The following is a 26,496-nucleotide window of genomic DNA, read 5'->3' as shown; positions in this document are numbered from 1 at the left end:
AAGGACGGCCACCGGGTCCTCGGTGCCGATCCCGGACCTGATCAGCAGGTGCGCCAGCCGGTTCGCGCGTGCGTTGAGCTCCGCGTAGCTCAGCTCCTGCCCCTGGAAGACCACCGCGGTCGCCTCAGGACTCCGCACCACCTGCGCCTCGAACAACCCGGGGAGCAGGGCGGTCTCGTCGGCCGAAGTCGTTGCGCCGGCCGCCCGAACGGACAGAAGACGCGTTCGGTCGTCGGCGTCGAGGAGGTCGATTCGACCGATCGGTGTGTGGGGGTCGGCCGACGCGACCGATTCCAGGATCCGCAGGAAGCGTTTGTGATGGGAGGCCACTTCCGACTCGTCGTAGAGGTCCGAGTCGGCGTCGAGAATGACCGTCAGACCCTGCCCGTCGGATCGTTCCAGAACGGTGAGCGCAAGTCCGTCGACGGGGCCGTTGGAGATGTTGTGGGCGGTGACGGAGTGCGTTCCGAACCGCAGGTCGTAGTCGAACGGCATGATGTTGACGGACAGGCCGAACACACCTGCCCCATTGTCGACGAGTTTCAGGTCGCGGCGTATGTCCTCGTACCGGTATCGCTGGTGGCGCAGCGCCTGCCGGACCTCCTGCGAAACTGCCCGGGTGAGCTCGGACAGCGATGTCCCCGGGTCGATGGAGAATCGCAGCGGCACCTGGTTGGACGTCACCGCGGGAATGTTCCGCACGGCGGCCGGCTTGGCCGCGACCACCATGCCCAGGGTCAGATCGCCGGCCGCTGTCATCCGGTGCAGATACGCGGCGGCGGCGCCGATCGCCAGCGCCGACCAACTCGTGCGGGCCTGGCGTGCGCTGTCGCGCAGGGAGTCGAGGGTGTGCTGCGACACCTGTGCCGTGCTGCGCAGACGCCCTCGCGAGGACCCCCGCTCCGATCGCATGGCCAGGGTCGCGACGCTGGGCATACCCGCCAACCGGTCGCGCCAGAAATCGCGATCACGCCGGAATCGCTCCGAACCGCGGTAGGACGCGTCGTCCTCCAAGAGCGTGTGAAGCCGTCCGAACGCATTCTCCGGGTTCGGCGCATCTTCGGAGAGTGCGGTGTACTCCTCGGCCAGGCGGCGAAGAAACGCTGCTCCGCTGAAGCCGTCGATCAGAATGTGGTGGTAGCGGTAGTAGAGGAAGAACCGGTCGTCCGCTGCCTTGAGCAGCGCCATCTGCCACAAGTCGTCCTTGATGAGATCCACGGGAGTGGACGTGTCGGTCCGCATCCAATCCCAGGCGGCCGCCACGGGATCCTCTTCGTCGCTGAAGTCCAGTACGTCCAGGACGAATTCGCTCCCGTCCTCGAGCCACTGGTAGGGCCCGTCAGCGTTTTCTCCCAGCCGGACACGCAGGGTGTCGACGTCGGCCACGGACCGGCGGAGAGCGGTCCGGAGCAGGTCGGAATGCATCTGACCCTGAATTTCCACGCATTCGCTGATGTTGTAGGCGAACCCGGTCGGGTCCAGTTGGTGCGCGAACCAAATACCGGTCTGCGGTAGGGACAGCGGCCAGGAACCGTTACGCGAGAAAGACATCGTCATCAACTTTCGAGGAAGAGCTGCTGAGGAGGCGAGTGCGTGAGGCCCACGGTGCCGCCGGCGGTTGGCTCACCTGAATGCCTGCGCCTGGTGTGGCCGGTGGGGTGTGAGAGGGGGCGGTGCGAGGACCGCTGGTGCTACGGCCGGAGAGGCTCGCCGGATCTCATGCGGCGAACCTCTCCGGTCACGGGTCCTAGCAGGGAATGCGGGAGGAGATCTCCTCGGCCAGGACGGCCGAGTGGGGTATGAAATAGAAGTGGTCTCCTGGGAACCTGAGGATCTCGAAATCGCTTTCGGTAACCTGGTTCCAGGTGCACAGTTCTGTCGGTGTGCAGCCCGGATCCATGTCGCCGCCGAACGCGCTGACCGGTGCTCGCAGCGGCACGAGCCGGGACGGACGGTAGGTGTCCAGCAGGCCGAGGTCGCTTCGCAGGGACGGCAGCAGCAGGTCGCGCAGTTCCGGGTCGGCGTAGACCTCAGCTGTCGGACCGCCCAGCTCGGCCGCCCACGCCGCCAAGGCCTCGTCGTCCGCCAGGTGTCCGGTGCCGAGCGGGCCTCCGGCGGGGGCAGGGCGGCCCGAGACGAAGAGCCTGACCAGCGCGTTCGGTTTCCATTCCTCGATCCGCCGAGCCACCTCGTAGGCGACGGCGGAGCCCATGCTGTGGCCGAACACCGCCACCGGCAGATCGAGGTATTGCAGCAGCTGTTCGGCGATGTCCTCCGCGAGATCCTCAAGGCTCGTGGGGAAGGGATCATCCAGCCGTTCCTGGCGGCCGGGGTACCGGACGGCGAGCATCTCGATGGTGGGTGCCAATGATCGGGGCCAGCCGTGGAACACGCCCGCAGTGCCCCCCGCGTGAGGCAGGCAGAGCAAGCGGGCGACGGGGCGCCTGACCGGATATCTGCGGAACCACGGGTCGCTGCTGTCGACGACCGGCTGCCACGGCGTGCCGGCAGGAATGCCTGCGCCCGGCGGATCGGAGACCGGCAGGTAGGGCGCGGTCATCCCACGCCCTCTATCAGACTCTTGGGTCGCAGGTCGGTCCAGTTGGCTTCGATGTAGTCCAGGCAGGACTGCTTGGTGTCCGCCGGGTGTACCACCGTCCAGCCCGCGGGAACCTCGGCGAACTCGGGCCACAAGGAATGCTGGTTCTCGTCGTTGACCAGGACCAGAAAGGTTCCGTCAGCGTTGTCGAATGGGTTGCTCATGATGACTGGCTCCTCGGTCACCTGATGGGGGTTGTGTGCACACGGACGCGGAGAGGTGCGGACCGCGGCAGTCGACATCGGTGATTCGACTGCCGAAATCCCGAGTTGATGTCTTGATCGACAGTTCGCGCACGTCTCCGCCCGGACTTGCGATCGCGGGGCAAGCGGTTCCGTAGCCGCGACTATCAGACCGCGAGGGGCGCGAACCCAAAAGTCCCGAAGAGGCGTTACTTGACAGCGCCGGCTGTCTCGGATCCAGCCGGATCACTCTTCTGCTGCGCTCTTGGCCCGGGGGCAAGCAGGGCAGGGTCCATGGATCGCTGCGTGACCTGTGCTCCGTGAACCGGTCCCATCAGGGCCGGGACCGAGCGTGCGTGTGTGCCCGTCCCGCGGCTCGGACGGGTGCGAACGTACGAGGGCGGACCGAACGGCCGGCGCGGGCGCCTGACGCGCCGACAGCCGGGCTAGCTGCGGGGCGGCGAGATGATCCGGTTCCTTCCTCCGGGAGAGGCTGAGCAGTGTCAAGAAGGAGTGCTGCGCCGCACCCGCTGCGGCGCGGACGGCGACTGCGCCGGATCGGAAGCGCATCCCGGGAGTGCCGCGCCGTGCATGCGGGCCCCTAGTGCGACGCCCAGCTGGAAGCGGTTGTCGACGCCGAGGCGGTTCATCATGCCTCGCAGGATGTTGGTCACCGTGCGGGGGCTGATCGCGAGTTCTTCTGCCGCGCTGGCATCGGTGTGCCCGGCGAGCAGGAGGAGGACGAGCCTGCGCTGCCGTTCGTCGAGAAGAAGGCGGGGCGTTGACGACTTCCCTGACCGATTGACGGCACGAGGAGTCGAATACGGGTGCAACGTGCCCATTGTCAAGCCTCCGATGCCTCTCGATCTGGCGCGACCCCGTCGGTGCTGTCGATGCCGCCGGCTTCCCGCCGTCAGGTCGCGTGCACGAGCCTTGCAGGGGACGATCTGCGGTAGATGGCAGCCGGATCAACGCCGAATGCGCACGTCCGGTCCTGCTCCGGGTCCGGGGCGGCAGCGGATTCTGCTGAATCCGGAAAACTCAGTGGCGACCGGGGTGTGCTGCTCTGCTTGAATCTGCTGTGGCGGATGCCTCGTCCGGCTGTGTGGACGACAGAGCCGGGGCCGTCGGTCGTCTTGGACCACAGGTGTGAGGGTGGGGGCCGGCACGAGCGATCCGGGCGCTTCCGCTCTGGCGGGTCGAACAGCACATCGCATGACAACTCGTGGAAGGACGCTTGAGGGAGACATGGCGTCGCGCATCGTCATTGTGTCGGACTGTAGTGACGTCGCTTTCGTGGAGATGCGTCTGGTCATCCAGAAGGCCGCGGAGGCGATCGATCCCGGAGTCGATGTGAGAATCGAGCCGCTGGTCATCGCTCAGCCCTTCTCGGAGATCAACGCGGCCTTCCTGGTGCGGCTGGTGGCGGAGAGTGCTGCTGAGGGAACTGTGATCATGTGTGTGCTCAACAGCGCACCCGTCAGATCGGAGCGGCTCGTGGGTCGCACCGAGCGAGGCGGTCTGATCTTCGTGGGGGCCAACACGGGCGCTCTGGGATGGCTGGCCGCGGACTTCGGTGTGGCGGAGTGCTTCCAGATGGCGGATCCCGGATTCGTCCCGTTCGGCGGCAAGGCGGTCCACGCGCCAGTGGTGGGGGCTCTCGCAGCCGGCCGGCGCCCTGCCGAGGTGGGCGAGCCGTTCTCCGTGGACGCCGTGCGACGCCTTCCGCTGTCACAGGGCCTTGTGGTCCATGTCGACAACTTCGGGAACGCAAAGTTCGCCTTCGATCCCGCCGGTGTGCAGGAGGGCGATCATGTGACGGTCTCATGTTGCGATCACACATTTGAGGCCGTCTACGGGGAGCGCATGATGGATCATCAGGAAGGTGTGTGGGTGGTCTATCCCGGCAGTTCCTTCGGACTGCACGAGCTCGGCCAGGTTCGCTCCAGGGGCATGCTGGACCTCGACTGCGGTGTGGGATGCGTCCTGGACGTGCACCACTGACCCACCTGCTGTTGAGCTTGGCGAAATCTATGACAGGGGCACGTCAATAGTGCATGGTGCTGGGGCGAGGGCAGCGCGGGGGAAGGGTGTGTGCCACGTTGGACAGGTATGAGGATCCGTCAGCCACGGTGCGGGACTTTTTCGAGCGCAAGGCCTCCGGTTACGACGAGAACTGGCGGGGCGCCCACGGACGGCTCGTGGATGCCTTGCAGTGGGCGGCCTTGGAACTGTCCGTCTTCTCCCGCCTGCCTCCGGGATTCCGGTTCCTGGATGTCGGGGGCGGGGCCGGGCGGTGGACTCACCGGATCGCCACCCAGTACCCGGCCAGCAGCGGCATGCTGTACGACCTGACAGCCGGGATGATCGACCAGGCCAAGGACAGGGCCGTCCGTCATGGTTACGACCATCGGGTCGTGCATCTGTGCGCTGATGTTCACGACGCGGCGGTCCTCCTGGAAGGGCAGACCTTCGACCTCGTCTTCAACAGCCACCATCTGCTCGGCTTCGTTCCCGACCCCGGTTCGGTGATCGCGTCGCTCGCGCGACTGCTCTCGGTCGACGGGCTGATGGTGTCGTTCCTGCCCAGCCGCTGGCACGCGGCGTTCGAGGAGCTGGCACTGGGAGCGACCGAACAGATCGAACGGAGCCTCGAAGGCCGGCACTGGCCAACCAACCCAGCGCCGTACTGTCACCTGTTCACCCCCGGGGAGATTCGCGCCACGCACGCAGCGGCGAATCTCAATGTGGATCTGCTGACCGGGTTCCCCAGCCTCATCTACCCGGACGTCGGTGCAGGTCCGGGCTCGAAGTCGGAACGGCTGCTGCAGAACGAAGAATTGTTCCAGCGCGTCCTCGCAATGGAGAAGGAGATGCTCATCGATCCCGACTCGGGAGGCCGGGGAGCCAATCTCTTCGTGGTGGCCTCACATGCCAGACCCGATCTCCGGTGAGTGCGGTGTGCCGGATCGCACACCGGGCGCCGGCCCCACCGGCAGGCCGAGGTCGGGTACGGGAGCGAAGCCGCGCGACGACCCCCGGGGCCGCCGAGGTGAGATGTGCCGAGGCGCGGTCGGGGCTCCGGCACACCGCCTGTACCCCTGCGCCGGCCGGCCCGGTGTCGTGGGAGTGATCATCACGCCCCGTCCCGTCGAGCGTGACGCCGCTCCGTACGGTCCCGGTCTCACGGACGGTTGCCGGTCTTGCCGCCGGACAGGGTGGTGGGCACGGAGGACGGCTCCGGCGAGAGCGGCAGGCTCGAGACGAGTTCATCGGCGCGGGTGAGGCACTCGTCGGCGGCGGACTCCTGGCCGAGAGTCCGGAGTGTCTGGCCCAGCACCCTCAGTGCCTGACCGAGCTGGTGCGTGTCGGCCATGTCCTCGTACAGCTCGACCGAGAGCCTGGCTTGCTCGGCGGCCCGGTCGTACAGTTGCATGGCCGCCAGTGACTCCGCCAGCCGCAGCCGGGTGTGGCTTTCGCGAACCCGCAGGCCACCAGCGGTGCACAGGGCGAGGCAATTCTCGAACCAGGTCACCGCCGATTCGTACGAGCCGAGACGGTGGTGGGCCAGACCCAGCACGTAATGGACGTAGGCGGTACCGGCGGCGTTGCTCTGCGGGACCAGTTCGGCGAGCACTCGCCGGCAGATCTGTTCGGCCTCGCCCGGCTCGCCCATGTGCACCTTCAGCAGCGCGACATTCACGGTGGTGATCAGCTCTCCCCGTGCGTGGCCGAGCCGCCGCGCCAACTCGATGGCTCTGTCGTAGCACTCGATGGCGCCTTGGAAGTCTCCCCGGTTCTGTTTGGCGAGTCCGAGGTCGTTGAGTGCCTGGCGCATGATGACAGGGTCGTCGGAGTCGTCGCACATCCTGACCGCCTCGGACGCCCGCTGTTCCGCTCGGACGTAGCGGCCCATGGCCAGGTCCACACCGGCGTACAGGAAATGGACCCTGCCCATGGCCCGCAGGTCCCGTGACTGCGTCACGGCCGCCTGTAGGACGTCGAGGGCGTCCTGGAAGAAGGAGTAATTGAGCGTTTGCCACTGTGCACCGAGGACGATCAGCAGGTCGACGCAGGAGCGCAGCCGCGACAACGCATCCTGCGGCGGCCCGTCCCACAGTGCCCCGCCCGCCGAGGCCGTTTCCATTCGGGCCAGTTGCCGCACCAGGCCGAGCGCGCACTCGCCCTCCTCCGCGGCCCAGCCACGGGCCTCTGCGGCGTTCGCGAATCGCCGGCCCACGGATCGAGTCGGGCTGAGCGCGCTCTCCATGGGGTCCGCGACCACCTGGGCGAAGGCGTTCTTCGCAGAAGCGAGGAGGAAATCCAGCAGCCGCGTGACCGCCTGCCGCTGCTCCTCCGGGTGGGTCTTGCGGCGTGCGAAGTCACGCAGCAGCGCGTGGAACCGGTAGCGTCCGGGGGCTGGTGACTCCAGCATGGCCTGGTCGACGAGGGCGTCGAGCAGTACCTCCGCGTCGTTCTCCGCCATGTCCATCAGCGCCGCTGCGCACGTCAGCGAGAGCGAGGGACTGTCCACGGTCGCTGCCCTGCGCAGCGCCTTTGCCTGGTCCTCGGGCAGATGCCGGTAGGTGAGGTCGAAGACGGTGGAGAGGGTCATGCTTCCCGACCGGAGTTCCTCGATGCGTTTGAACTCGTCGGAGAGGCGATTGCTGAGCGAACGCAGTGACCAGTGGGGCCGGGCGGCCAGCCGGGCGGCGACGATCCGAATGGCGAGCGGCAGCATCGCGCACGACTCGATCATCTCCAGGGCCGCCGTGCGCTCGGCTTCGACGCGTTCGGCACCAAGCGTCCGCTTCAGCAGGTCCAGGGCCTCGGAGGGGTAGAAGGCGGGCACTTCCACGTGCAGGGCCGCCAAGCCCGCGAGCCGGGTGCGGGTGGTGATGAGCACGCCGCACTCCGCCGAACCGGGGAGCAGGGGACGGACCTGCTCGACGTCGACCGCGTCATCCAGGACCAGCAGCACACGACGTCCGTTCAGCACCGTCCGTAGCAGCGCGGTGCGTGCCTCCAAGGTCGCCGGGACGTCGTCCGGACAGTAGCCGAGGGACACGATGAAACCCGCCAGTACGTCGTCCGGCCGTACGGGACCGCCGTCGCCGGCCCGCAGGTTGGCGTAGAGCTGGCCGTCGGGGTACGAGCTTCGGATGGTGTGGGCGACATGTACCGCAAGGGCGGACTTCCCTACACCCGCCATGCCCAGCAGCACGCTCACGGGCAAGGCGGACCGCTGCGGCGAGTTCAGCAAGGAGGCGATCGTCAGGGTGAGATGGGATCGACCGGTGAAGTCTATGAGGTCGGGCGGAAGCTGGGCCGGATGACGGCTTGGGAGGTCCTCGCGGCCCGGTGGGGTGGACGTCGGCTCGTCCGCCGTCGGAGAAGGCTCGGCGGCGGCCGGGGATGCGTGCTCGACCGTGTTTGCGATGACATGGGGCTTGCGTGAGGGCGCCGCATCCAGCAGTTCCTCGCATCCCGCCAGTACGCGCTGGTGCAACGCGTGCAGTTCGGGCCCGGGCTCCACACCCAGTTCGCCGACCAGCACATCGCGAGCCCTGCGGTAGGTGTCGAGCGCCTCGGCTCTCCGCCCGGACTGGTACTGCGCGTGCATGAGCAGCGTGTACAGCCGTTCCCGAAGCGGATAGCGGTCGATCAACCCCGGTAGCTCCGACAGGTAACGGATGCCGTGGCCGAGCGCGAGACCGGTCTCCATCAGCTCCTCCTGCAGAACGAGGCGGACTTCGTTCAGCCTGTCGCGCTGCAGAGTTGCGAACGGGCCGGGAATCGCGGCCAGGGGCTCACCACGCCATAGCGCGAGCGCCGCCTCCAGACGATCGTAGGCCCCTTCGAGGTCGTCGACCCGGCGGGCGTGATAGGCGCTGCGCGCCAAGTGTTCGGCGTCCAGAAAGTCGACGTAGTCGCCGTCCAGAACCAGTCGGTAACCGTCTCCCACCGAGACCAGCGTGCTGGGGAACCTGCTGTCTTCCTCGAGTATCTTGCGCAGGCGCCAGGCATAAGTGCGCAGCGTTCTCCTCGCCGAGGCCGGCTCGTTGTCGCCCCAGAGCGCTTCGATGAGGTTTCCGGCGGTGGCGGTCCTGCCCTCACGCATGAGCAGGGCGACGAAAAGAGATTGCTGCTGTGGGCTGCCGAGATCGACCTGTGTTCCGTTCCGGTGCAGTTGAAGGAGCCCGAGGATGGAAACCCGAAGGTTTGGCACGCTTCGTCCTTACTGCGATGGGGACTTGGCTTGGAGAACGTATAACCGGAGCCGACTAGCGGTGGTCAGAGTAACGGATCGGACTCGTCGGCGACGCGTGAACCTTGACCCACTTTCGGTGGATGAAAGTTGACCCCCGCTGTGTCCCGTGATGTTGGTCATTCCCTGGTGTCGGCAGCGGATACCCGCCGAGGTCGCGGCCGTGCATGCAAGAGCGGTCGCTCGTGGGCGAGTTGCTTGTGGTGCGGTGGACGAGGCGGGTCGTGCCGGTCCCAGGTGGCCCGGGGATCGGGACCGGTGAGGATCCGACGGCAGGCCCGTCCGCGGGCATGGCGGGCGGCCTCGACGCCGTCGTAGGTCACCAGGACCCGGTCCAGCTCGGCGGCCACGGCGATGTGGCGGCCGACTGCCGTCCACGCCGGTCGCCACTCCTCCCGGCCCGACTCGACGACCCGAACCTCCTGAAGGGGATTCCCTCTCAAGCGCCGCCACCGGTCCCTTTTCGCCTGTCGGCGACACGGACTCGCGGCCGAATCGCGAAGGCGGCCAGTAGGCGCGGCCTCACATCAGGAGGGTGAGACGTCATGTCATCCATCGGAAGGGTCTGCCCCGCCCGGTTGCCTACCTCTGGTGGCCGCTGGACGTGTGCCTGAGCGACCACTCCGCTGACGTGGGCGATCACGGGATGCCGGCTGTGCAACGCGATGCCCTGGGGGTACGGGAACGTCGCGGAGGTGGAAACCGTCTGTCGAGAGGAGCTGACCGGGGCCTTGGGCGCTCGTTCAGACAAGCGGCCGACGGCGGGCGGGACAGAGGCCCGACTTGACGACGACCGGGGCCGTTGGTGCGGCAGATTTCCGGACGGTGGGACCGGGTGTGATCGCCTCAGGTACGGCCCCACTGCTCCTGCGCCAGGTGCAGGTGCGGTGCCTGCGTGGCCCAGGACACCTGCCGAACGGGCCAGCCTGCCGCTCGGACCGATGCGACGACCGCGTCGTCGTCCTCCACTACGAGGTCGATGCGACGGATCCGCGCCAGCTCCGCCAGCCAAGCTGTCTTGAGCACACTGGCGGGACGGTCGTCCCCGTCCGGACGCATGGAGAGATGCACGACCGGCAGATTCTGTGCCCGGAGCCATTCGGTGGTCATGGAGCGGATGCGTTCCGGCCGCCCGGTGATCCATGCCACCTCATGGGTGGCCATGAGCTCCGACGCCAGGGCGACTCCCGCACGCAGAGGGGCGTCGCTGCCCGCCAGGGAGAAGAAAGCCTCCCAGTCGGGTGGCGAAGCGGTCAGATGGACCACGCGGTGAGCGACGTCAGCCACCACGCCGTCGATGTCGAAAACGGCCCAAGGGCGTCGGGTCTCGGTCACGCGGATCCTCCAGGCAGGTGTCAAGGGCGGAGTACGAAGGGGCCGGCTACCGGCGGGAGAGGGGGCGATCGAGAACGGCACGAGACCGCTGAGGGGTCCCCGGACAAGCAACGACGCAGCACGAAGTGGCGTCAGCTGTGCAAGAGGCGCGCCGCCCTGCATCCGCTGCCGCACCGACGGTGCCGGCCGCGCCGAAGCAGGGGTCTCCCACACGGGCGAATGCCGTGCTGAGCGGGCTGGTACGCCCCGCCGTGATCCGGTGAGCTCCTCGTCGGCCGTCAATATGGCAGGCGTGACGCCGCAACGCCAGTCACGAGAAGCCGGGACATCTCTCCGGCCAACCGGCGCCAGGGGGCGCGACCACGTGTCCCGCATTCGCGGTACCTGACCCTCGTGACTTGGGCGGCGCCCGCGGGCCGCCAATCATGGATGCCACGACGACTTGTGGGCCATGTCCACGGTTCCCGTTCGCGGGCAGGAGCCTGCGACCGCGGCCGCCGTGTCGCCCGCGGAAGACGGCAGCCTGCCGGGACAGCCGGGTGAGCCGTCCAGTGCCGGCCACGCCACGTCCCGTAGAGAAGGGGAACCCCGTCCCATGCCCACACAGACTGACGCGACCCGGGCTCCCCAAACTGTGGCGCCCCATGGGCCCGAGAAGCAGCATCAGCTGTTCGTCCCTGACGACCCGCTCATCTGGTTCGACGACGCCCGCAGAACATCGCCGGTGCTCTGGCACCCCGAGACGGCGTCCTGGTACATCACGCGCTTCGACGATGTCTGGCGGCTACTGCTGGACGACCGGCTCGGTGCCCGCAGTCCCGAGCCTTTCCTGCGTGAGCTCGCCGAACCGCAGAGGGCGGCCGCCCGGCCGTTCGTCGAATTCCTCTCACGGTGGCCGATGTTCCTCGACCCGCCACGCCACACCGTCATCCGCAAGGTCATGCGGCCCGCTTTCACGCCGGACGAGGTTTCCCGCGTGGCGGGAATCGTCCAGGACAGCATCAGCCCCGCTCATGACGGGGCGGCAGGGGCCGATCTGGTGCAGACACTGTTCCGGCCGGCTTGCCGGACGGCGCTGAGCGCACTGCTCGGGATTTCGGCTGCCGACTTCCCGCGTCTGGTCGACTGGTCCGAGCGGCTGATGGAGTTCGTGGGCCGTGGCAGTATCGACCTGGCGCTGGTGGACGAGGCCGAGAAGGCATTGGACGAGCTGACGGACCTCACGCGAAGGACGCTCGCCGCCGGGGGGAGCCCTCTTGCGGCCTCCGTCGGGAGAGCCGTGGACGCCGGCGTCGTCGGTCTGGCCGACGCGGTGGCGATCTACGCTCAGATCGTCACCGGGGCCCTGGAGCCCACCGTGGCCGTTCTCGCCGTGGCTGTCGAAGCTCTCGGCGGCGGACCGGCTCATGTCCACGGGTACCGCACCGACCCCGACGGATTCGTCACCGAGGCCGTCCGTCTGGCGACACCCTTCCACCTCGCGCCCCGGCGTGCGGCACGCGACCTGGACGTGCGCGGCAAGCGCATCCCCGCCGGGGACAGGGTGGTCCTGGTCCTGGTCGCGGCCAACCGCGACCCCGAGCGATTCCCGGAACCCCTGAGTTTCCGCTGGGACCGTACCGGCGCTCACGTGGCTTTCGGTCGTGGGCGGCACGCCTGCCTCGGAGCCAGAGTCGCCCACCACACCATCCGCCCGGTACTCGATGCCTACGTGTCCCGGTTCCGGCTCGCCCCGCCGCCCGTCGCTGTCCGTTGGAGCATCGGCATGGGCATGCGTACCCCGCTCGGCATCACCACCCGGATCACGGTGTGACCCGCCCCGTCGATGTGGCGGCCGCGCCACTCCCGAAAGGCAACACTATGCCCGTCTACATGTACTGGTCGGGACAGGACTTCGACTTCGGCAACTTCCTTGCCGTGGCCTCCGCGGGCCTGCATACACCCGACCGGGTCGTGCTGCTGGTCGACGAAGTTCCGGTGGACAACCACTGGTTCTCCCTGTTGGCCAAGGTACCCCGGATCAGTGTGGAGCCGGTCGACGCCGAGTCCCGCCTGACCCCCGAACACGCCGCGCTGTACCGCCGCATGACCTACGTGGCACACCGTTCGGACCTCATCAGCTTCTGGGCACTGGCCCATGGAGGCGGCCTCTACCTCGACACGGACACCCTGACCACCCGCCCTCTGGACGACCTCCCGCACCGGCTGCTGCTCGATGACGGGAAGATCGTTCACATTGGCGTCATGGGGTTCCCGCCCGGCGATCCGTTGCCCGCGGCCATGGTGGACGACCTGCTGTTGATGCCCCCGCAGGACCTCGATGTCTACCAGAGCATCGTCTACCGCTGGACCAGACTCGTACGTCAGACAGCCGAGCCCGGTGACTTCGCCGACCTGAGGAGTTTCTTCCCCCGCCATTGGAAGGAATGGGAGGAGATCTTCACCCGGCCGGCCCGCGCGGGAGAGACGGACTCCATCCGCATCCTGCACCACTACGGCTGGTTCAGCCGTCACTACACCGCCTCAATGGACGTGGCCTGGCTGCGCTCGCACCCGTGTCTGTTCAGCGAGCTCGCCCTGCCCGTCGTAGCGGCGCTCGAAGATCACCTCGGTGATCTGGACCACGTGGGAGCGCTGTCGTGAGCCGGCTCCCTGGTGCCGTCACCGAGGCCGTCTCAGCCGGTGCGGCACACCCGATTCCCGTGGCACGGGCTTCCCGCCTCCCCTGGGCCGCCATGCCCGAGGCGGTCCGCAGAGCTGTCGAGTACCGGCTGGGCTCCCCGGTGGTGGCCGCCGAGCCGCAGACCGGAGGCTTCTCCCGCGGCGTAGCGGCACGCCTACGTTGCGCCGACGGCTCGCGGGCCTTCGTCAAGGCGGTCGACCGCGAGGCGGACCCGGTCACCGTCGCACTCGCGGAGCAGGAGGCCGTGGTCGCGGCTGCCCTCACCCCTGACCTTGGACTGCCCGCCCCCGCATTTCTCGGGCGTGTGGACCACGGGACGTGGACGGCGCTCCTCTTCGAGGACGTCGCCGGTCGCATGCCCGCAGTGCCCTGGAGGCAGGACGACCTGACGAGAACCATCGATGCGCTCACCGCGCTCACCGCGCTCACCGTCCCGGCGATTGCGAACCTGCTGCCGGCGCTGCCTGTTTGGGGCGGCAGCCTGGAGGAATGGGAGGGCTGGAACTCGCTCCTCGACGCCGACGACTCCTTTGACGACGTGCCCTCATGGGCGCGCCGCAATGTGCGCAACCTGGCCGCTGCGGAGACGGAGTTCCCCGCCGCGGCGGCAGGTGGCACCCTGCTCCATTCCGACCTGCGCTCCGACAACATCCTGATCACGCGTGATCGGGTCACCTTTGTCGATTGGGCATGGGCCGCCCAGGGCCAGGACTGGATCGACCCGATGATCTTCGCTCTGTGCGCCGCGGTGCAGGGCCATCCAGACCCGCAGACGATTTTTCTGGCCCACCCTGCGGGGCGGTCCGCCCCGCCCGCCGCCGTGGACAGTGTGCTTGCCGCGCTCGCCGGCCGGTTCGTGGTTGCCGCCCGTCAGCCGGCCGTTTGGAACACCGCCTCCATCCGGGCCTTTCAGCGGGCCGAGGCGGAGACGGCGATTCGCTGGCTGCGTACGCGGACGCGCTGGAACTAGCCGGGCGTCCGGCCCAGGAGACACAGGAGACGAGGAACGTCATGACCAACCGAGTGTGGAAGCTGGCTCTGATCGGCTGCGGTGACGCCGGCGCCGCGCACGCCACGACCGTGGGCCGGCTCCCCAACGCCCGACTCGTGGCCGCTCTGGACGCCGAGGAGGAGCAGGCGAGGACACTGTGCGCGGAGCACGGTGGCCAGGCGGTCACCTCCATCGCCGAACTGGTCTCGCACAGACCGGATGTGGTGATCGTCGCCACCGGACCGCTCGGACAGCCGGGCGTAGTGGCCGAACTGGCCGCCGAAGGATTCGATGCCGGACTGCTGTGCGAGAAGCCGCTGGCCACCGGTGTGCCCGCGGCCCGGCGGCTGCTGGAGACTGCGGCAGGGGCCGGTATGACGGTGGCGGTCAACCACCAGCGTCGCTTCGGTCTCGCCGTACGCCGGGCGGTCGAGATGGCCCGCGGAGGAAACCTGGGCCGCCCCGTCCGCGTCGAGGGCTACGCGAAGGACGCGACCCTCTTCGACTGGGGACCGCATTGGATCGACATTGCCCACCTCGTCGCCGACGACGCACCGGTCACCTGGGTGGACGCCGCCATCGACTTCACTGATGGGCGGACCCATGCCGGTCTGCGTCTGGAAGGCCGTGGCCGCCTCGTCTGGGAGTACGCCGGCGGTCTGCGCGGCCAGTTGGAGTGCGGCGCCGACGTCGCGGGCCAGCCGCTGCTGCGCATCATCACCACCGACGCTGTGATCGAGTTCGCCAGTGTGGTGCCGGAGGGGGAGGGCTGGGCCCGCGGTCCGGTCCTTCGCGTCCTCGGCCCCTCCACCGGCTGGCAGGAGATAGAGACGGGGGAGAGCGCTCTCGCCGCCCAGCAGTGGTCGCGGTCCCTGGCCGAGCTGACCGACGCGCTCGCCGATGGCCGCGCCCCAGTCCACGACGGAGCCCGGGCCGTGCGCGCTCTGGAGGTCTGCGTCGCGGGTTACCAGGCAGCCCGCACCCGAGGTCCGGTCCGGCCGCAGGACGCCCGGGAGACAGACATCAGGGAGGTGCTTGGTGACTGATCCGGACCGTCCGCGCGCGCTCGTTGTCGTCGATGCCTTCGCAAAGCGGCATCTGGTGGACGAAGGGGCCCTCGAACGCCTCGCCCGCAGCGCGCAGGTCACCGTCCTGCCCCACACCGCGGACGAGCGTGTGATGGAGGCCGAGCTGCGTCGCAGCAGTGCGCTGTTCGTCCTGGGGTGGGCCATCGACTCGCCGGAGCTGGACGAGCAGCGCCTCGCGAGCGCTCCCTACCTGCGGTACATCGGTGCCACACAGGACGGCCGCTGGCGGTTCCTCGATGTGTCCGCCGCTGTGAGCCGCGGCATCGCGTGCTGCGACGCTTCCGGGGCCATGGGCCGCGTCGTCGCGGAGTTCGCCTTCGCCCTGTGCGTGAGCACGCTGCGCGACCTCCCCCGCAAGCACAGCCTGATGGCTGCCGGCGGATGGTGGGACGGCTGGGAGGACGGCGGAGACCCGAGCGGGGGGAAAGTCCTCCCGCGGACAAGCGTCTTCGGCAGCCGGGTCGGCATCGTCGGGTTCGGCGGCACAGGCTCGCACGCCGCGGACCTCTTCCTGGCGGCCGGTGCCGATGTCATCGTCCACTCCTCGTGGTTGTCCGAACCGGAATCCCGGAGTCGAGGGCTTTCGCTGGCGGCCTCGGTGCAGCAGCTTGCGGAGAACTCCGACATCCTCGTCGTCGCGACCCAGCCTCGCCACGACACCGTCGGCCTGGTCAGCGCCGACGTGTTGGCCGCACTGCCGTCCGGGGCGGTGGTGGTTCTCGTAGGACGCGCTTCCACGGTCGACATGGAGTCGCTGCTCGACCAGGTCGCCGTGGGGCGTCTGCGTCTTGGCATCGATGTCTACGAAGAAGAACCGCCGGCAGTCGGTCACCGGGTGCGGGGCATGCCCGGCGTGGTGCACACCCCTCACGTCGCAGGCCGGACGCTGGCGGCCCATCGTCTCATCCTCGACGAACTGGTGTCGGACTTCGAACGGGTCCTCAACGGCACGGCTCCTGCGTGGGCGACCACCATGGACCGGTGGAAGCGTGTCATCACAGGACGCGGTTCCAGGGCTGCTCGCACCGCGGTCGAGAGCAGCGACTCATGAGCGTCGGCCGAGCAGGACGATCCACAGGCAGCATCCGCCCCCGACACCGTGGCGCGCCACACGTGCGGTGGGCCCCGGCTCCTGGTGGCGATGCCGCGCGGTTTCGTGGTGAAGCCTTGCGCCCGCGCGTCGGACCCCCTCAGCAACGATCCTGCCGCGCCGGTCGCCGTCCTGGTCCTCGACCCGGCGGACCGCACGATCGAGAAGGCATCACGACCCTTCCCCCAGCTCGAAACCGTCTGATCGCACCGCCCGGCAGCACTGGCGTGTGGGAGGGGCACGGCGAGCACCGACACACCGGAGGCATGCTTCCATGACCACTCACTCGACCACTCGCCTCGACGGATCCGACATGGACCCGGTGGAGTTGGAGAGCGTCGTCGGCTCGCTGCTCGAGCCGGACTGCGCACCTGCCGGCACTGTCCGGCTCGGACCCTGGACACTCGAGTACGTTGCTCCGCGTGCTTTTGCGCACACTCTTCGGCTGTTGTTCGGCGCGCGCATCTACGATGTCGACCCCCTGTCCGGTCCGGCACGGATCATCGACGGCGGCGGCTGGCTCGGGCTGAGCGTGCTGCGATTCCGGCAGCTCTTCCCGGAGGCTCACATCACCGTGTTCGAGCCCGATCCGGCCATCTTCCAGTTGATGTGCCGCAACATCGAACGCAACGGTCTGCAGAATGTGACGACGGTTCAAGCGGCGCTCAGCGGCCGCGACGGCCAGCAGACCTTCACTGCAACCGGTAGCGACAGCGGAAGTCTTGTGGCGGCGGCACGAGGAGACGTCGTCGCCGTACCGACCCGCCGCCTGAGCCCTTATGTGGATGAGCCGGTCTCGTTGCTGAAACTGAATGTTGAGGGTGCGGAAGCCGACGTAATTTCTGAGTTGGGGAACCGGCTGGCCGCGGTTGACCAAGTGCTCATCGAATACCATGGTTTTGCCGAGCTCCCGCAGTCCCTGCACGCGATATTGGCTGCTCTTCACGAGGCCGGTCATACCTATGTCGTCAGCCACTTCGACGAGAGCAACAAATCCTGCGTCCCACCGCTGCGCGTGACCGAGGACTACCGGTACTTCCTGCTGATCTACTCGCGCCGGCTTCCCTCCCGCGCGAGCTGAGGCCCGCTCGTCACTTTCGGAACAATGAAGGAGTTCAGGCATGGGAACTTTCTCCGACTATCAGCCGATGTTCGTGGAGGTCGAGACGACGACCTACTGCAACCGACGGTGTGACTACTGCCCCAACAGCATCTTCGACCGTGGACTTCGGGCCAACGAGGTGCGCATGTCCGACGAGCTGTTCCACAAGATCGTGTCCGATCTCGGGCGCAACAACTTCTGCAACCAGTTCAGTCCCCACAATTACGGCGAGCCGCTGGCAGACCCCAGGATGCCGGCGTTGCTGAAACTCTCCAGGAGTGAGATGCCGTTGGCCCGCATCGCTCTCTACACGAATGGTGATTTCCTCACGCTTGACCTCTTCCATGAGCTGAGTGAGTCCGTGGACGCATTCATCGTGACACAGCACGGTGACCGCATGCCGCGTGGCGTGAAGGACATCATGAAGCGGTACGACAACAGTCCTCCGAAATTCCGGTACAAGACCAGCCAGCAGATCAAGGCGAATGCCTCGAACCGGGCCGGCCTCATTCCGCTGGAGGTCAAGGCCAGGAAGTCGTGCGGCGTCGTGATGAACGAATTGCACATCAACGCCCACGGCCAGCTCATTCTCTGTTGCGAGGACTACCTGGCCCAGAAGGTGTTCGGCAATATGAAGGAAATGACGATCGAGGAGGCGTGGACGCTGCCCGAGCGCATGGAAGTCCATCGCGCCAACGTTCGCGGCGAGTTCTCCCTCCCGGGTTGCCGCACGTGCGGATTCGGGCGCATGTTCTGACCTCCCGCGAGGTGGGTTGCCCGTCCCGGGCGCTCCCGGGGCCGGGGTCGGTCCGGCCGGGCACCCGCTTCCGGCGGGCCAGGACCGATGAGTACCGCCGTCGACCGCGTGACGCCTCCTTATGTGATCAACCGCGGAGGCGCGCACTCGCCCGGCGTACCGCGAGGCGGCATCGCGGTGAACGGTCGGGTGTTGATGTCCCGTGGGCGTCACGGTAGGGCGACCACCCGCTCGCGGGGGCGGGGCGTTGACTGCGCGCGATGCTTGATGGTGCCGGTGGGGAGACGGCCAAGGGGGTTGGGCAGCGGTGGAATTCACGGTCGAGCGGACGTTGGGAAGACGCGGGTCATGGTGGGCGGGATGGGGTCTGGAGCTGCTTGCGGGAGCAATTGTGTAGCTGGCCGGCTCCGGCAGCCCCGAGCCCGGTCAGGCGCTCCTCGCGGCTCTGTCGGTACCGGTCGCCTGTTACGGGTGGAGCCAACTGCGCAGGGCACGGCGGCCGTTCCGGCTGCGGATCGACGCGTTCGGGATCACGTTGCACGACGCCGTACTGCCGTGGTGGCAGATCAACGCGGTCTCCTTGTGGTACGAGCAGCCGGCGGACAGCGACACCACGCCCCCCAAGCCGCGGCTGCGGCTGTGGACGGCGCCGGGTGTGACGCTGCCGCGCAAGCAGGATCGCGGCCGGGACGCCCTTGACCGCTACACGCTGCTGAACTGCGCGGACCTGGACCAGCACGTCGGGCATCTGCGTGACGCGCTCGCCTCGTACGCCGGCGACCGCTTCGAGACGGCACCGCGCGCGGTGCGGCCGCCGATCCCGGTGACGGTTGCCGGGCCCGAACTGAGCGTCCCCGGAGGGGAGCGGACCTTCACCGCCGACCTGGGCGAAGGCCCGCGGACGCGTGTCTGGACGATGTGGGCGTTGCTGTTCAGCGCGGTGTTCGTGTCGGTGTACGCGTTGGTGTTCGTCTACAGCGACCGGCTCGACAGCGATTCGGGCATCGGGATCCCGGTCACGGTGTCGTTGCTCGGCATGGTTGTCTGCTGGACCCAGGTGCGCCAGTACTCCGTTCGCCGGCGCAAGCCGATGGAGCTGCGGATCGGTGCGGCCGTCATCGCCATGCGCGAGGTGGCCGACGAGGGGAGGTTCTTCCGGTGGAGTGACATAGCCACCGTCACGGTCGGGCGGCAGCCGTACAGCCTCGCCCCTCACCCCTGCCTGACGGTGCGGCCGCTGCCGGACGCGCACGTAGCGGGTCGCGATCGGGGTGGTCCGGGTGGGGGTGAAGCGCATCGTGCGCCAGGCCAGGGCGAGTTGCGCGTACTGCCCGGCCGGTTCGCTCGCCGTCCAGGCGCCGAACGCCATTGTCGTCAGGATCCGCTGCTGACCGTCGTGCGCGAGAAGAGCTGCCGCGTGGGCGCATTCGAGGATGAGACGGACCGCAGCCGGCTTACAGCCGGAGGCCTTGGTGATCCGGGTCAGTCCGCGGGTGCCCCTCGACCTCGACCTCGCCGCTGTCCTGACCCCGATCGCCGTCGCCGGACCGGCCGCTGCTGCCGGCTGCGCCCGCCACACCGTGGGGGTGTGCAAGGCCGGTAGCGCTCACCCGCGCGGGGCGACCGCGAGATGCAAGGACGGCACCTACAGCTATTCCGCCCACTTCCAGGGCACTTGCAGCCATCACCACGGCGTCCGTTACTGGTACCGCTGACCACCGGAGTTCCTGTCGCACCGGTACCGGCAGCCCCTGATCGTCATGCCCCGACGGGTCGGCGAGCTCGTACAGGACGCCCGGATAACGCCGGGGCATGCGCTGCTGCGTCGGTCCACCGAGCACTGGTGTGGCCGTAGCGGGCTGTGCGCACGGACGAGGGCGACGGACTCCCGGCCAGGAAGGCTGCGTCGCTCCAGCTGCGAGGTGAAGTCGATGGTTGTCGGGGAGCTGCGCATCGTGATGCGGCGAATCATGAACCCTCCACCCTCCTGCGGCCGTTCGTCGGCGACTCGGTGGTTGCCGTCAAGCGATACCTGAGACCTGCTTCAGGCTGTCGGTGAGGTCGGCTATGGACCTGGCGGCATGGACCGCGTGCAGTTTGCCGTGGCCCTGGGTGGACTGGGCCGCGGCTACCGGGCGCTCGGCGACTTCAACCGCAGTTGCCGTGGCTGCTTGGCGAGAGGCGGGGTCGGAGGCCTTCGACGTGGGGCGTGTTCGAGTGGCTTCTTCGCAATCGTTGATACCGCAGAGGGTTTGTGCCCTATTCTCAACGCCTCGTTCACCCGTGAGGTGAGCAGGTCAGGAATACCGGCCCGGTGCCACGTCCGAGGTGCCGGGTGGGGGGAATCATGGGGTGGGATAGATGTCTGTTCGGTCTGTGTTGACCATGCGCAGAGGCGGGTTTCCGCGGGCGGGAGCCGCCCTCGTCGTGAGCTTGCTGTTCATTGTGCTGTTTCCGGTGCCGGCTCAGGCCCACCGGGACGGTTGTCATCGCTGGCACTCGTGTCCGTCCGACACGGGCTCCTACGTGTGCGGGGATCTGGGGTATTTCAGCGAGTGCCCCGGCCGCGGGGGCAGTGAGCCCGCGGTGGAGGAGGAGGACCTCACCGCGCCGCGGCAGCCGAAGCTCGGCAAGCCCTCGACGGGTGCGGGAGCAGGTGGCGGCAGGGTGGGCCTGACGGTCACCGCAGAGCAGGGATCCCGGATCGAGATCACGGAGACCGACGCGGACTACGACACCCGCGTCGTCGCCACGGCCACGGCGACGGGTGGCAGTCAGGTGATCACCTTCAAGGCAGCCGACGGATCGCACACCTACTCCGTCACTGCAACGGATGCCGCAGGCAATGAGAGTGACGAGTCGGACGGGATCACCGTGGAGGTCGACTCGCAAGCGCCCGAGATCGGGCTCTTCTCCCTGGGCACGCCCGATCCCGCCACCGCTGTCACACCCGTGACGGTCGAGTCCGAGGCGGACGCCGCGTACACCCTCACCATCGACGGCCGCAAGGAGCGTTTCTCCGGCGTCGTTGACGGCGGCGGCAGCGTTGACGGCCTGGGTTTCAGTCTGCCGAACGGGAGCTACACCGCCCGGCTCGCCGTGACCGACGATGCCGGCAACGTGCGCCGTACGACGCGTGCGTTCAAGGTCGATTTGAGCAAGCTGACACCGGTACTGGTCACCACCGGCAAACCGGGCTCTGCCCGCCCGACCTACACCCTGACTGTGCCGCCTCTCAGTAGGGGGACGCTCGTCGTGGGCGACGCGGTTCGTGAGACGTTCACCGCCGACAAGAACGGAAGGGCGCAGGTCGGTCTGCAGATGGCCGACGGCGTGTACCCGGCGCCGGTCGTGGAGGTGACCGACCCGTACGGCCGCACCGGACGCGCCACCGGAACCCGGACCATCGTGGACACCACCGCTCCCACACTCACGATCACCACGAGCGCGGAGCGCGCCACCCACGGAACGCTGGCACTGGCCGTCACCACTGAGCACGGCGCCGAGGTCGCCGTCACCTACGGCACCACCGCTGAGCAGCGCTTCCCCCAGTACACCGCCCGGGCCGGGGCCACCACGCTGGACAGGGAACTCGCCCCCGGCGACTACGTCGTGACCGTCGTGGCAACGGATGCCTACGGCAACGCGGTGAGCAAGAAGATCCGCGTCACCGTCGACGACCGGTGGACGACCGGCCAGTGGATCGGCCTCCTGGTGATCCTGCTCCTGGCCCTGGCGTTGGCCACCGCTGTGGTGGTCTTCCTGAACCGCTCCCGGCCTGCCCGGGAGGAACGCCGGGCCCGTCGTGCGGCAGAACGCGAGCAGCGCGAGCGCGCGGAGCGCGAACGCCAGGAAGCCGCAGCCCACGAACGGCAGCTGCGCGCCTACGAAAGCGCGCTGACGGCGTGGGAACGGCAACGCCGGCACCTCGTCGCCCTTGCCGAATTCGCCGCGGAGTTCGACGAGGCCGAATGGGGCGCCGGCCGCTGGCCTGAGGCGTGGGGCAAGCGCCGGCGGGGCGAAGTCGTGCGGTGGTCGACGGCCGGCGAGCTGGTCCAGCGCAACGCGCAAGGCGCGATCACCGGCGCCGTGAAAACGGGCTCCGTGGTGGTCACCAGCCAGCGCGTGCTGTTCGTCGGCGACAGCAAGAGAGAGTGGCTCTTCTCCCAGCTGACCTGGATCGACCTTGCCGGCGACTCCACCACCTGGATGCGGGTGTCCACCCGTACGACCGTCTCTGGTGTACGGACCTCCCAGGAGCGGGAGAAAACACGGCTGGCGATCGAGCTCGCCGTCGCCGCTGCTCCCGCGGGCGCGGCGGGCAGGGCGCCGGAACTCGGCGCCGGTGTCGGCCCCGTCCTGGTACGTCTGCGCACCGCGCTCACCGCACACGACCGTCAGCAGCCGCGCAAGCCCCAGGCACCCGACCGTGTGGGATCTGAGCAGGCCGCGATGCCCCGCGTGTGATGGCGGCCGCCGGCCACGATCTCCGCACCATCGATCTCCGTCAGAGGTTCTCTTCAGTGGACCGCCGTTCAAGGGAAGGGCGACGGCCCACTGGGCGGCGAGCCACGACTGAGCCCTCCCTGCGGGTGCGGATCTGCGCGCTGGACAGTCCCGGTCACGACCGGCGTCCGCAGACTCCGCCGACGATCCGCACCGCCGCTGGCGACCGTGAGGCGCGGCGGGCGCTGGCTCGCTACTGCCCTGGACCGCTTCCCCCTGGCGAGGCCGGCTCCCACGGCGACGGGCGACGGCGAGAGTCCTCGAGCGGCCCGGCGGAACCCGAACACGGATGTCCGGGAGAAGGCCTGTGCAGCCCTTCAGCGGCTGCACGCACGGACACCAACCGGTCATCGGCCACCGCAGGGGCAATGCCAGCGGGCGTGCGACGGGGAATTTGCCCGGCGGGCCGGATGTGAGAGCAGACGGCCCCGGACTGCTCGTGGGGACGCCTTGATGCCTGGCTCACCCCCCACTGTATAGCGGCCTGCTATACAGTGGGGGTATGGCGAAGCAGATCAACATCCGACTCGATGACGCCGTCCATGCCCGTCTCGTCGCGCGCGCCGAGGCCGAGGGCACCACGGTGACCGCTTTGATCACGCAGGCTGCCGAGCGCGACCCTCGCCTCGACGACGGGGCCGCGACCGCCGCTGCCTTCCTTGCTAAGCATGCCGCCGAGTTTGCCGAGGCCTTCCCGGAAGAGGAACCGGACAGCGCCACCGGACGGGCCGCCTGAGGTGGAGCTGCAGGTCGACATCCGCTGGCTGCTGGAACGCCAGGCCGAGGTCCTGCCCAAGGAGCCGTCGGTCCACGACTTCTCCGGCCTGGTCGCAGCGGTCGCCCGGCACCGGGTCAACGCACCGAAGCTGGACTACACCGTGGACGCCGCCTGGCGTGCGGCAGCGCTCTTCCACGAGATCGTCTCGGTGCGCCCGCTGCCGGCCCGTAACGCCATGTACGGGGCGCTGATCGCGGTGGCCTACATGGCCGCATCCGGCGAAGCCGTCGATGCCCCCTACGGTGCGCTCAGCGACCTGGCGCGACAGGTCCGGGCGGGGCGCGCGGACGTCTACGCGTGCGCGGATCAGATCCGCAGCTGGCGGCTCTGACCCCACCGGCGGCGGAACACGGAACGCAGGGTAGCGAGGACCGGTTGTCAGGCCCTGCGGCAGAAGGCTACTGAATTTGAATGGGCGATGTCGGGACGCTGCCCAGTCTGCTGGTGATGGTTCCTACGCCCGCACGGACCTAGCCAAACAGGTCGTCGGAGAAGCCTGCGGCCAGTAGCAGCGTGTCCGTAGTCATCCACAGCGACACCGCGTCAATCGCGAGCGCCCTGTCGATGAAGCAGTCGCTTGGGATCTCCAACAGATCGTCGAAGAGAACGCCCAGCCGGGTACGCTCAGGGCTTCGCGGGCCTCGCGTCACGGTCTGGAAGAACTCGCTATCGGTGTGAACGATGGCCCGGCGCGTCGGACCGATGGCGATGTTGAACGAGTTCTCCGGGATGTCGGCGCCCCGCCACAGAGAGACGCCGGCCAGATAATCGGACTCCGTGCTGTAGACCTGCGCGGCCCGGGCAGCGTGCGCGATGACCTCGGCGACGTTTGCCCCGTGGCATCCGATCTCCACCCGGTCGGTCGGCTGCCAGTACCTGAGGTAGAAGGCACCCGCGGTCCCTTGCTCGCTCATGTCACTTCCGTTCAGGGCTAGGCCTTCCGGAGCAGCGGACGGCTTCGGGTGTGCGCTGCCATTGGAGCACGGGTCTGCGCTGGCGTAACCAGGGGATCAGGCATCCGCCGAAAGATCAGCGCCCGTCAAGCAGCCGTCGATGACATCCCGACAGTGCTGCAGCCGCACCTGCTCCCTCGCGACCCTCGCAGCGTCGGACAGCCCGCAGCCCTGTGAGTACCTCACGCGAGAGTCCTACCGGACCAGCCCGGCTCCCCTCCGACCAACGAGCCCGACATCACCCATTCAAGTTCAGTAGCTGTATTGCCTTGTGAGGTCGGGGCCACCGCTGGCGGGTGGTTTGCCGTTCGGCGCGGTGTGTCCGCGCTGTTGACCGTAGGTGAGCAACCAGGCGGGAAAGTCGTCGCGGCGTTCGGTCTCTGAGCGGTAGAGCGGCAGGCCAGCCGAGCGTCGTGACCAACTCGTGCAGGGTGCGGCGGGTGGCCTCCGGCAGGTGGGGGTTGATGCCGGCGCCGACGTCGGTGATGCCGGGGTGTTCCAGGCTCTGGCCGACAACGGCGATCGCGGCGAACGGATAGTCGGGGGTGAGGTGGGGGCTGCTCACGAGCCGCCCGGCCCAGATGTGGCCCGGCCGGATCCACGCCGCGCTGTAACGGAGATGTCCACGACCAGCAGCACGGGCCCGTCCCAAGACCTGCCCTGAGCCGCCTTCCGAGGGTCACGCCCAGCGTCGATGACCGCGTACTCCGCCGCCGTGAGAGGCGCGGTGAGCTCACTTGAAGGACACTCCCCACTCGGTGCGCCCGAAGCCGGGTCCCGGGTGCACGGTGACCGCCAACGGTCCACCGTTCTTGCGGTCCTCCACCAGCACCTCCACCTCGGCCCGGGAGCGGGCAGCGGATCAGTCCCGGCGGACATCTCCACCGAGTACGCCGAGCTCACCGAAGGCGTCCTCGGCTCAGACCTGCCTCACTGGGCCGGGCGCCACCGCGGGCGAGGGCGTCGTCAGCATCGGTATCGACGCTGGCGCCCCTACGACTCTGCCCGGCTGGGCACACCGCGCCATCGGGCCCACCTCCGGTAGAACCGCACGCCGGGAATCGCAGCTAACGGGTGGACCGCCCCCTTGGCGGACCCCGGACGTGTCGGCTTCGCTAGTGTCTGCACCGGCCCGTAGGGCCACGGCACGGATGCCATCCGGATAACCCTTCCATGCCAGGCCAGGCCCCCGAGATGCCTCGGGGGCCCGGCGGCATACGACAGCTGCTCGTCACGAGCAGCTCACCGTTGCCCGCACCGGTGATCACCCTTGCAGTGGGGAAGGAATCGGCCGATGGGGATGCTCCAGGACAGCCTCGACAAGGCTGTGCAGGGCGCGTTGACCCGCCCGGTCCCGAAGTCGGCTCCGGCCCGGATGCGGTACCTGGTCAGAGCCCTCAAGGGCCCCCGCGCCGCCGCCGAGTTGCTCGGGATCTCGCAGCGGACGGTGGAGCGTTACGTCAAGGGTCAGCTCCAGCAGCCCCGGACCGATCTCGCGGTTCGGCTGGAACGCGAAGCGCTGGCAGCCGCAGGTCCGTGCCCGCGCCCGGCAGGCCGCGGCCACCACCGGGGGAATCGTCATCGATACCCGCGCCCGGTTCGGCTTCACCGCCGCCCCCGGCACCACCGACGACGCGCGCCTGCGTTTGATCACCCAGGCCCTGCCACCCGCGTACGCGGCCCGGCTGTTCGACGTGCAGGACGCAGGGGCGAGCGAGCAGCAGTTGCGGGACATCACAGCGCAGGGCCTGCAGGAGATCTACTTCCGCGACCGCGGACGCCGCGCCGCCGGCCTGCAGGTGACCTTCCCCGACATCGACTACCTCGACTTCGAGCTGTAGAGACCATCGCCGCTGGGACAGTGAAACCGACTGTGCGGTGAGGCGCCCGCGGGAGCGTCGCAGACCCCTTGGGCGGACGAAGATCCCGCCCCCATTGCGGGGGTCGGGGCCTTCGGCGTCCGCGCGGCCGGCATCGACCGCTGCGCACAGACTGGTGTCCTGCGCCGCGGAGATCCTCGACTCATTCGGCCGCTTCTGCCGACGAATCTCCGGCGCAGGACCCTAGTCCTGCAACGGTCTTTGCCGTGACGGGTGGGCAGCGGGCTCGTTGAGGTGGGCATGGGGTGGGATGTGGTGCTGTCTGATGCGAGCCGGTGGTCAAG

Annotated in this window: 21 protein-coding genes and 1 pseudogene; 15 read left to right on the top strand and 7 right to left on the bottom strand. The window is 68.4% G+C overall.

Annotated features, from left to right (window positions below; genetic code table 11):
* From ACIP64_RS41050 to ACIP64_RS41035, 4 genes are all read right to left on the bottom strand, one after another.
* A partial coding sequence (locus ACIP64_RS41050) for a condensation domain-containing protein (RefSeq protein ID WP_401597877.1) occupies window positions 1-1,551 on the bottom strand: 1,551 nt, incomplete at its 3' end.
* Between the two features lie 196 nt (window positions 1,552-1,747).
* Complete coding sequence (locus ACIP64_RS41045) at window positions 1,748-2,560, bottom strand: thioesterase II family protein (protein WP_401597874.1); 813 nt, start codon at window positions 2,558-2,560, stop codon at window positions 1,748-1,750.
* A complete protein-coding gene (locus tag ACIP64_RS41040; protein ID WP_401597871.1) occupies window positions 2,557-2,763 on the bottom strand; it encodes an MbtH family protein in 207 nt (68 codons plus the stop codon). Before ACIP64_RS41040 ends, ACIP64_RS41045 begins: the two co-directional genes overlap by 4 nt.
* 521 nt (window positions 2,764-3,284) lie before the next feature.
* A complete protein-coding gene (locus ACIP64_RS41035) occupies window positions 3,285-3,623 on the bottom strand; it encodes a LuxR C-terminal-related transcriptional regulator (RefSeq protein ID WP_401597869.1) in 339 nt (112 codons plus the stop codon).
* Window positions 3,624-4,029: 406 nt separating this feature from the next.
* On the opposite strand from ACIP64_RS41035, the gene ACIP64_RS41030 reads away from it, so the two are divergent.
* Window positions 4,030-4,785 (top strand): SAM-dependent chlorinase/fluorinase, encoded by a 756-nt coding sequence (locus ACIP64_RS41030; protein ID WP_401597866.1) that lies wholly within the window; start codon window positions 4,030-4,032, stop codon window positions 4,783-4,785.
* A gap of 128 nt (window positions 4,786-4,913) precedes the next feature.
* Entirely contained in the window at window positions 4,914-5,735 is an 822-nt protein-coding gene (locus ACIP64_RS41025; RefSeq protein ID WP_401597864.1) for a class I SAM-dependent methyltransferase, read from the top strand.
* A gap of 230 nt (window positions 5,736-5,965) precedes the next feature.
* Here ACIP64_RS41025 and ACIP64_RS41020 read toward each other — a convergent pair whose 3' ends face one another.
* On the bottom strand, window positions 5,966-9,010 hold the full coding sequence (locus tag ACIP64_RS41020; protein ID WP_401597861.1) for an AfsR/SARP family transcriptional regulator: 3,045 nt from the start codon (window positions 9,008-9,010) through the stop codon (window positions 5,966-5,968).
* Between the two features lie 885 nt (window positions 9,011-9,895).
* Complete coding sequence (locus tag ACIP64_RS41015) at window positions 9,896-10,384, bottom strand: hypothetical protein (protein WP_401597859.1); 489 nt, start codon at window positions 10,382-10,384, stop codon at window positions 9,896-9,898.
* 595 nt (window positions 10,385-10,979) lie between these two features.
* On the opposite strand from ACIP64_RS41015, the gene ACIP64_RS41010 reads away from it, so the two are divergent.
* From ACIP64_RS41010 to ACIP64_RS40955, 12 genes are all read left to right on the top strand, one after another.
* The gene (locus ACIP64_RS41010; protein WP_401597856.1) at window positions 10,980-12,197 is read left to right on the top strand and encodes a cytochrome P450; all 1,218 of its coding nucleotides are present in this window, start codon (window positions 10,980-10,982) and stop codon (window positions 12,195-12,197) included.
* Between the two features lie 47 nt (window positions 12,198-12,244).
* Window positions 12,245-13,027 carry a glycosyltransferase gene (locus ACIP64_RS41005; protein ID WP_401597853.1) on the top strand — a complete coding sequence of 261 codons (783 nt, stop codon included), beginning with the start codon at window positions 12,245-12,247 and terminating at the stop codon, window positions 13,025-13,027.
* A 59-nt stretch (window positions 13,028-13,086) separates the two neighbouring features.
* Window positions 13,087-14,037 (top strand): aminoglycoside phosphotransferase family protein, encoded by a 951-nt coding sequence (locus tag ACIP64_RS41000; protein WP_401597850.1) that lies wholly within the window; start codon window positions 13,087-13,089, stop codon window positions 14,035-14,037.
* A 41-nt stretch (window positions 14,038-14,078) separates the two neighbouring features.
* Window positions 14,079-15,104: a Gfo/Idh/MocA family protein gene (locus tag ACIP64_RS40995; protein ID WP_401597847.1), complete on the top strand. Its 1,026-nt coding sequence runs from the start codon at window positions 14,079-14,081 to the stop codon at window positions 15,102-15,104.
* Window positions 15,097-16,197 carry an NAD(P)-dependent oxidoreductase gene (locus ACIP64_RS40990; protein WP_401597845.1) on the top strand — a complete coding sequence of 367 codons (1,101 nt, stop codon included), beginning with the start codon at window positions 15,097-15,099 and terminating at the stop codon, window positions 16,195-16,197. The genes ACIP64_RS40995 and ACIP64_RS40990 overlap by 8 nt, the downstream gene beginning before the upstream one ends.
* A gap of 313 nt (window positions 16,198-16,510) precedes the next feature.
* On the top strand, window positions 16,511-17,317 hold the full coding sequence (locus ACIP64_RS40985; protein ID WP_401597843.1) for an FkbM family methyltransferase: 807 nt from the start codon (window positions 16,511-16,513) through the stop codon (window positions 17,315-17,317).
* A 40-nt stretch (window positions 17,318-17,357) separates the two neighbouring features.
* Window positions 17,358-18,095: an SPASM domain-containing protein gene (locus ACIP64_RS40980; RefSeq protein WP_401597840.1), complete on the top strand. Its 738-nt coding sequence runs from the start codon at window positions 17,358-17,360 to the stop codon at window positions 18,093-18,095.
* A 535-nt stretch (window positions 18,096-18,630) separates the two neighbouring features.
* Window positions 18,631-19,698: a hypothetical protein gene (locus ACIP64_RS40975; RefSeq protein WP_401597837.1), complete on the top strand. Its 1,068-nt coding sequence runs from the start codon at window positions 18,631-18,633 to the stop codon at window positions 19,696-19,698.
* A complete protein-coding gene (locus tag ACIP64_RS40970; protein WP_401597834.1) occupies window positions 19,676-19,810 on the top strand; it encodes a DUF3761 domain-containing protein in 135 nt (44 codons plus the stop codon). The genes ACIP64_RS40975 and ACIP64_RS40970 overlap by 23 nt, the downstream gene beginning before the upstream one ends.
* 871 nt (window positions 19,811-20,681) lie before the next feature.
* Complete coding sequence (locus ACIP64_RS40965) at window positions 20,682-22,562, top strand: Ig-like domain-containing protein (protein ID WP_401597831.1); 1,881 nt, start codon at window positions 20,682-20,684, stop codon at window positions 22,560-22,562.
* Window positions 22,563-23,103: 541 nt separating this feature from the next.
* Window positions 23,104-23,337, top strand: a complete 234-nt coding sequence (locus tag ACIP64_RS40960) for a hypothetical protein (protein WP_401597829.1) — start codon at window positions 23,104-23,106, stop codon at window positions 23,335-23,337.
* Window position 23,338: 1 nt separating this feature from the next.
* Window positions 23,339-23,710, top strand: coding sequence for a toxin Doc (locus ACIP64_RS40955; protein WP_401597826.1), 372 nt, complete (start codon window positions 23,339-23,341; stop codon window positions 23,708-23,710).
* Window positions 23,711-23,849: 139 nt separating this feature from the next.
* Here ACIP64_RS40955 and ACIP64_RS40950 read toward each other — a convergent pair whose 3' ends face one another.
* On the bottom strand, window positions 23,850-24,293 hold the full coding sequence (locus ACIP64_RS40950) for a hypothetical protein (protein WP_401597823.1): 444 nt from the start codon (window positions 24,291-24,293) through the stop codon (window positions 23,850-23,852).
* A 1,333-nt stretch (window positions 24,294-25,626) separates the two neighbouring features.
* Between ACIP64_RS40950 and tpg the strand changes: the two are divergent.
* Window positions 25,627-26,173, top strand: a pseudogene (tpg, locus tag ACIP64_RS40945) (telomere-protecting terminal protein Tpg).
* Window positions 26,174-26,496 lie beyond the last annotated feature (323 nt).

Origin of the sequence: Streptomyces sp. NPDC088733 (genome assembly GCF_044751185.1) — a bacterium.
Lineage (GTDB): Bacteria > Actinomycetota > Actinomycetes > Streptomycetales > Streptomycetaceae > Actinacidiphila.
This window is presented reverse-complemented; position numbering and strand designations above follow the sequence as displayed.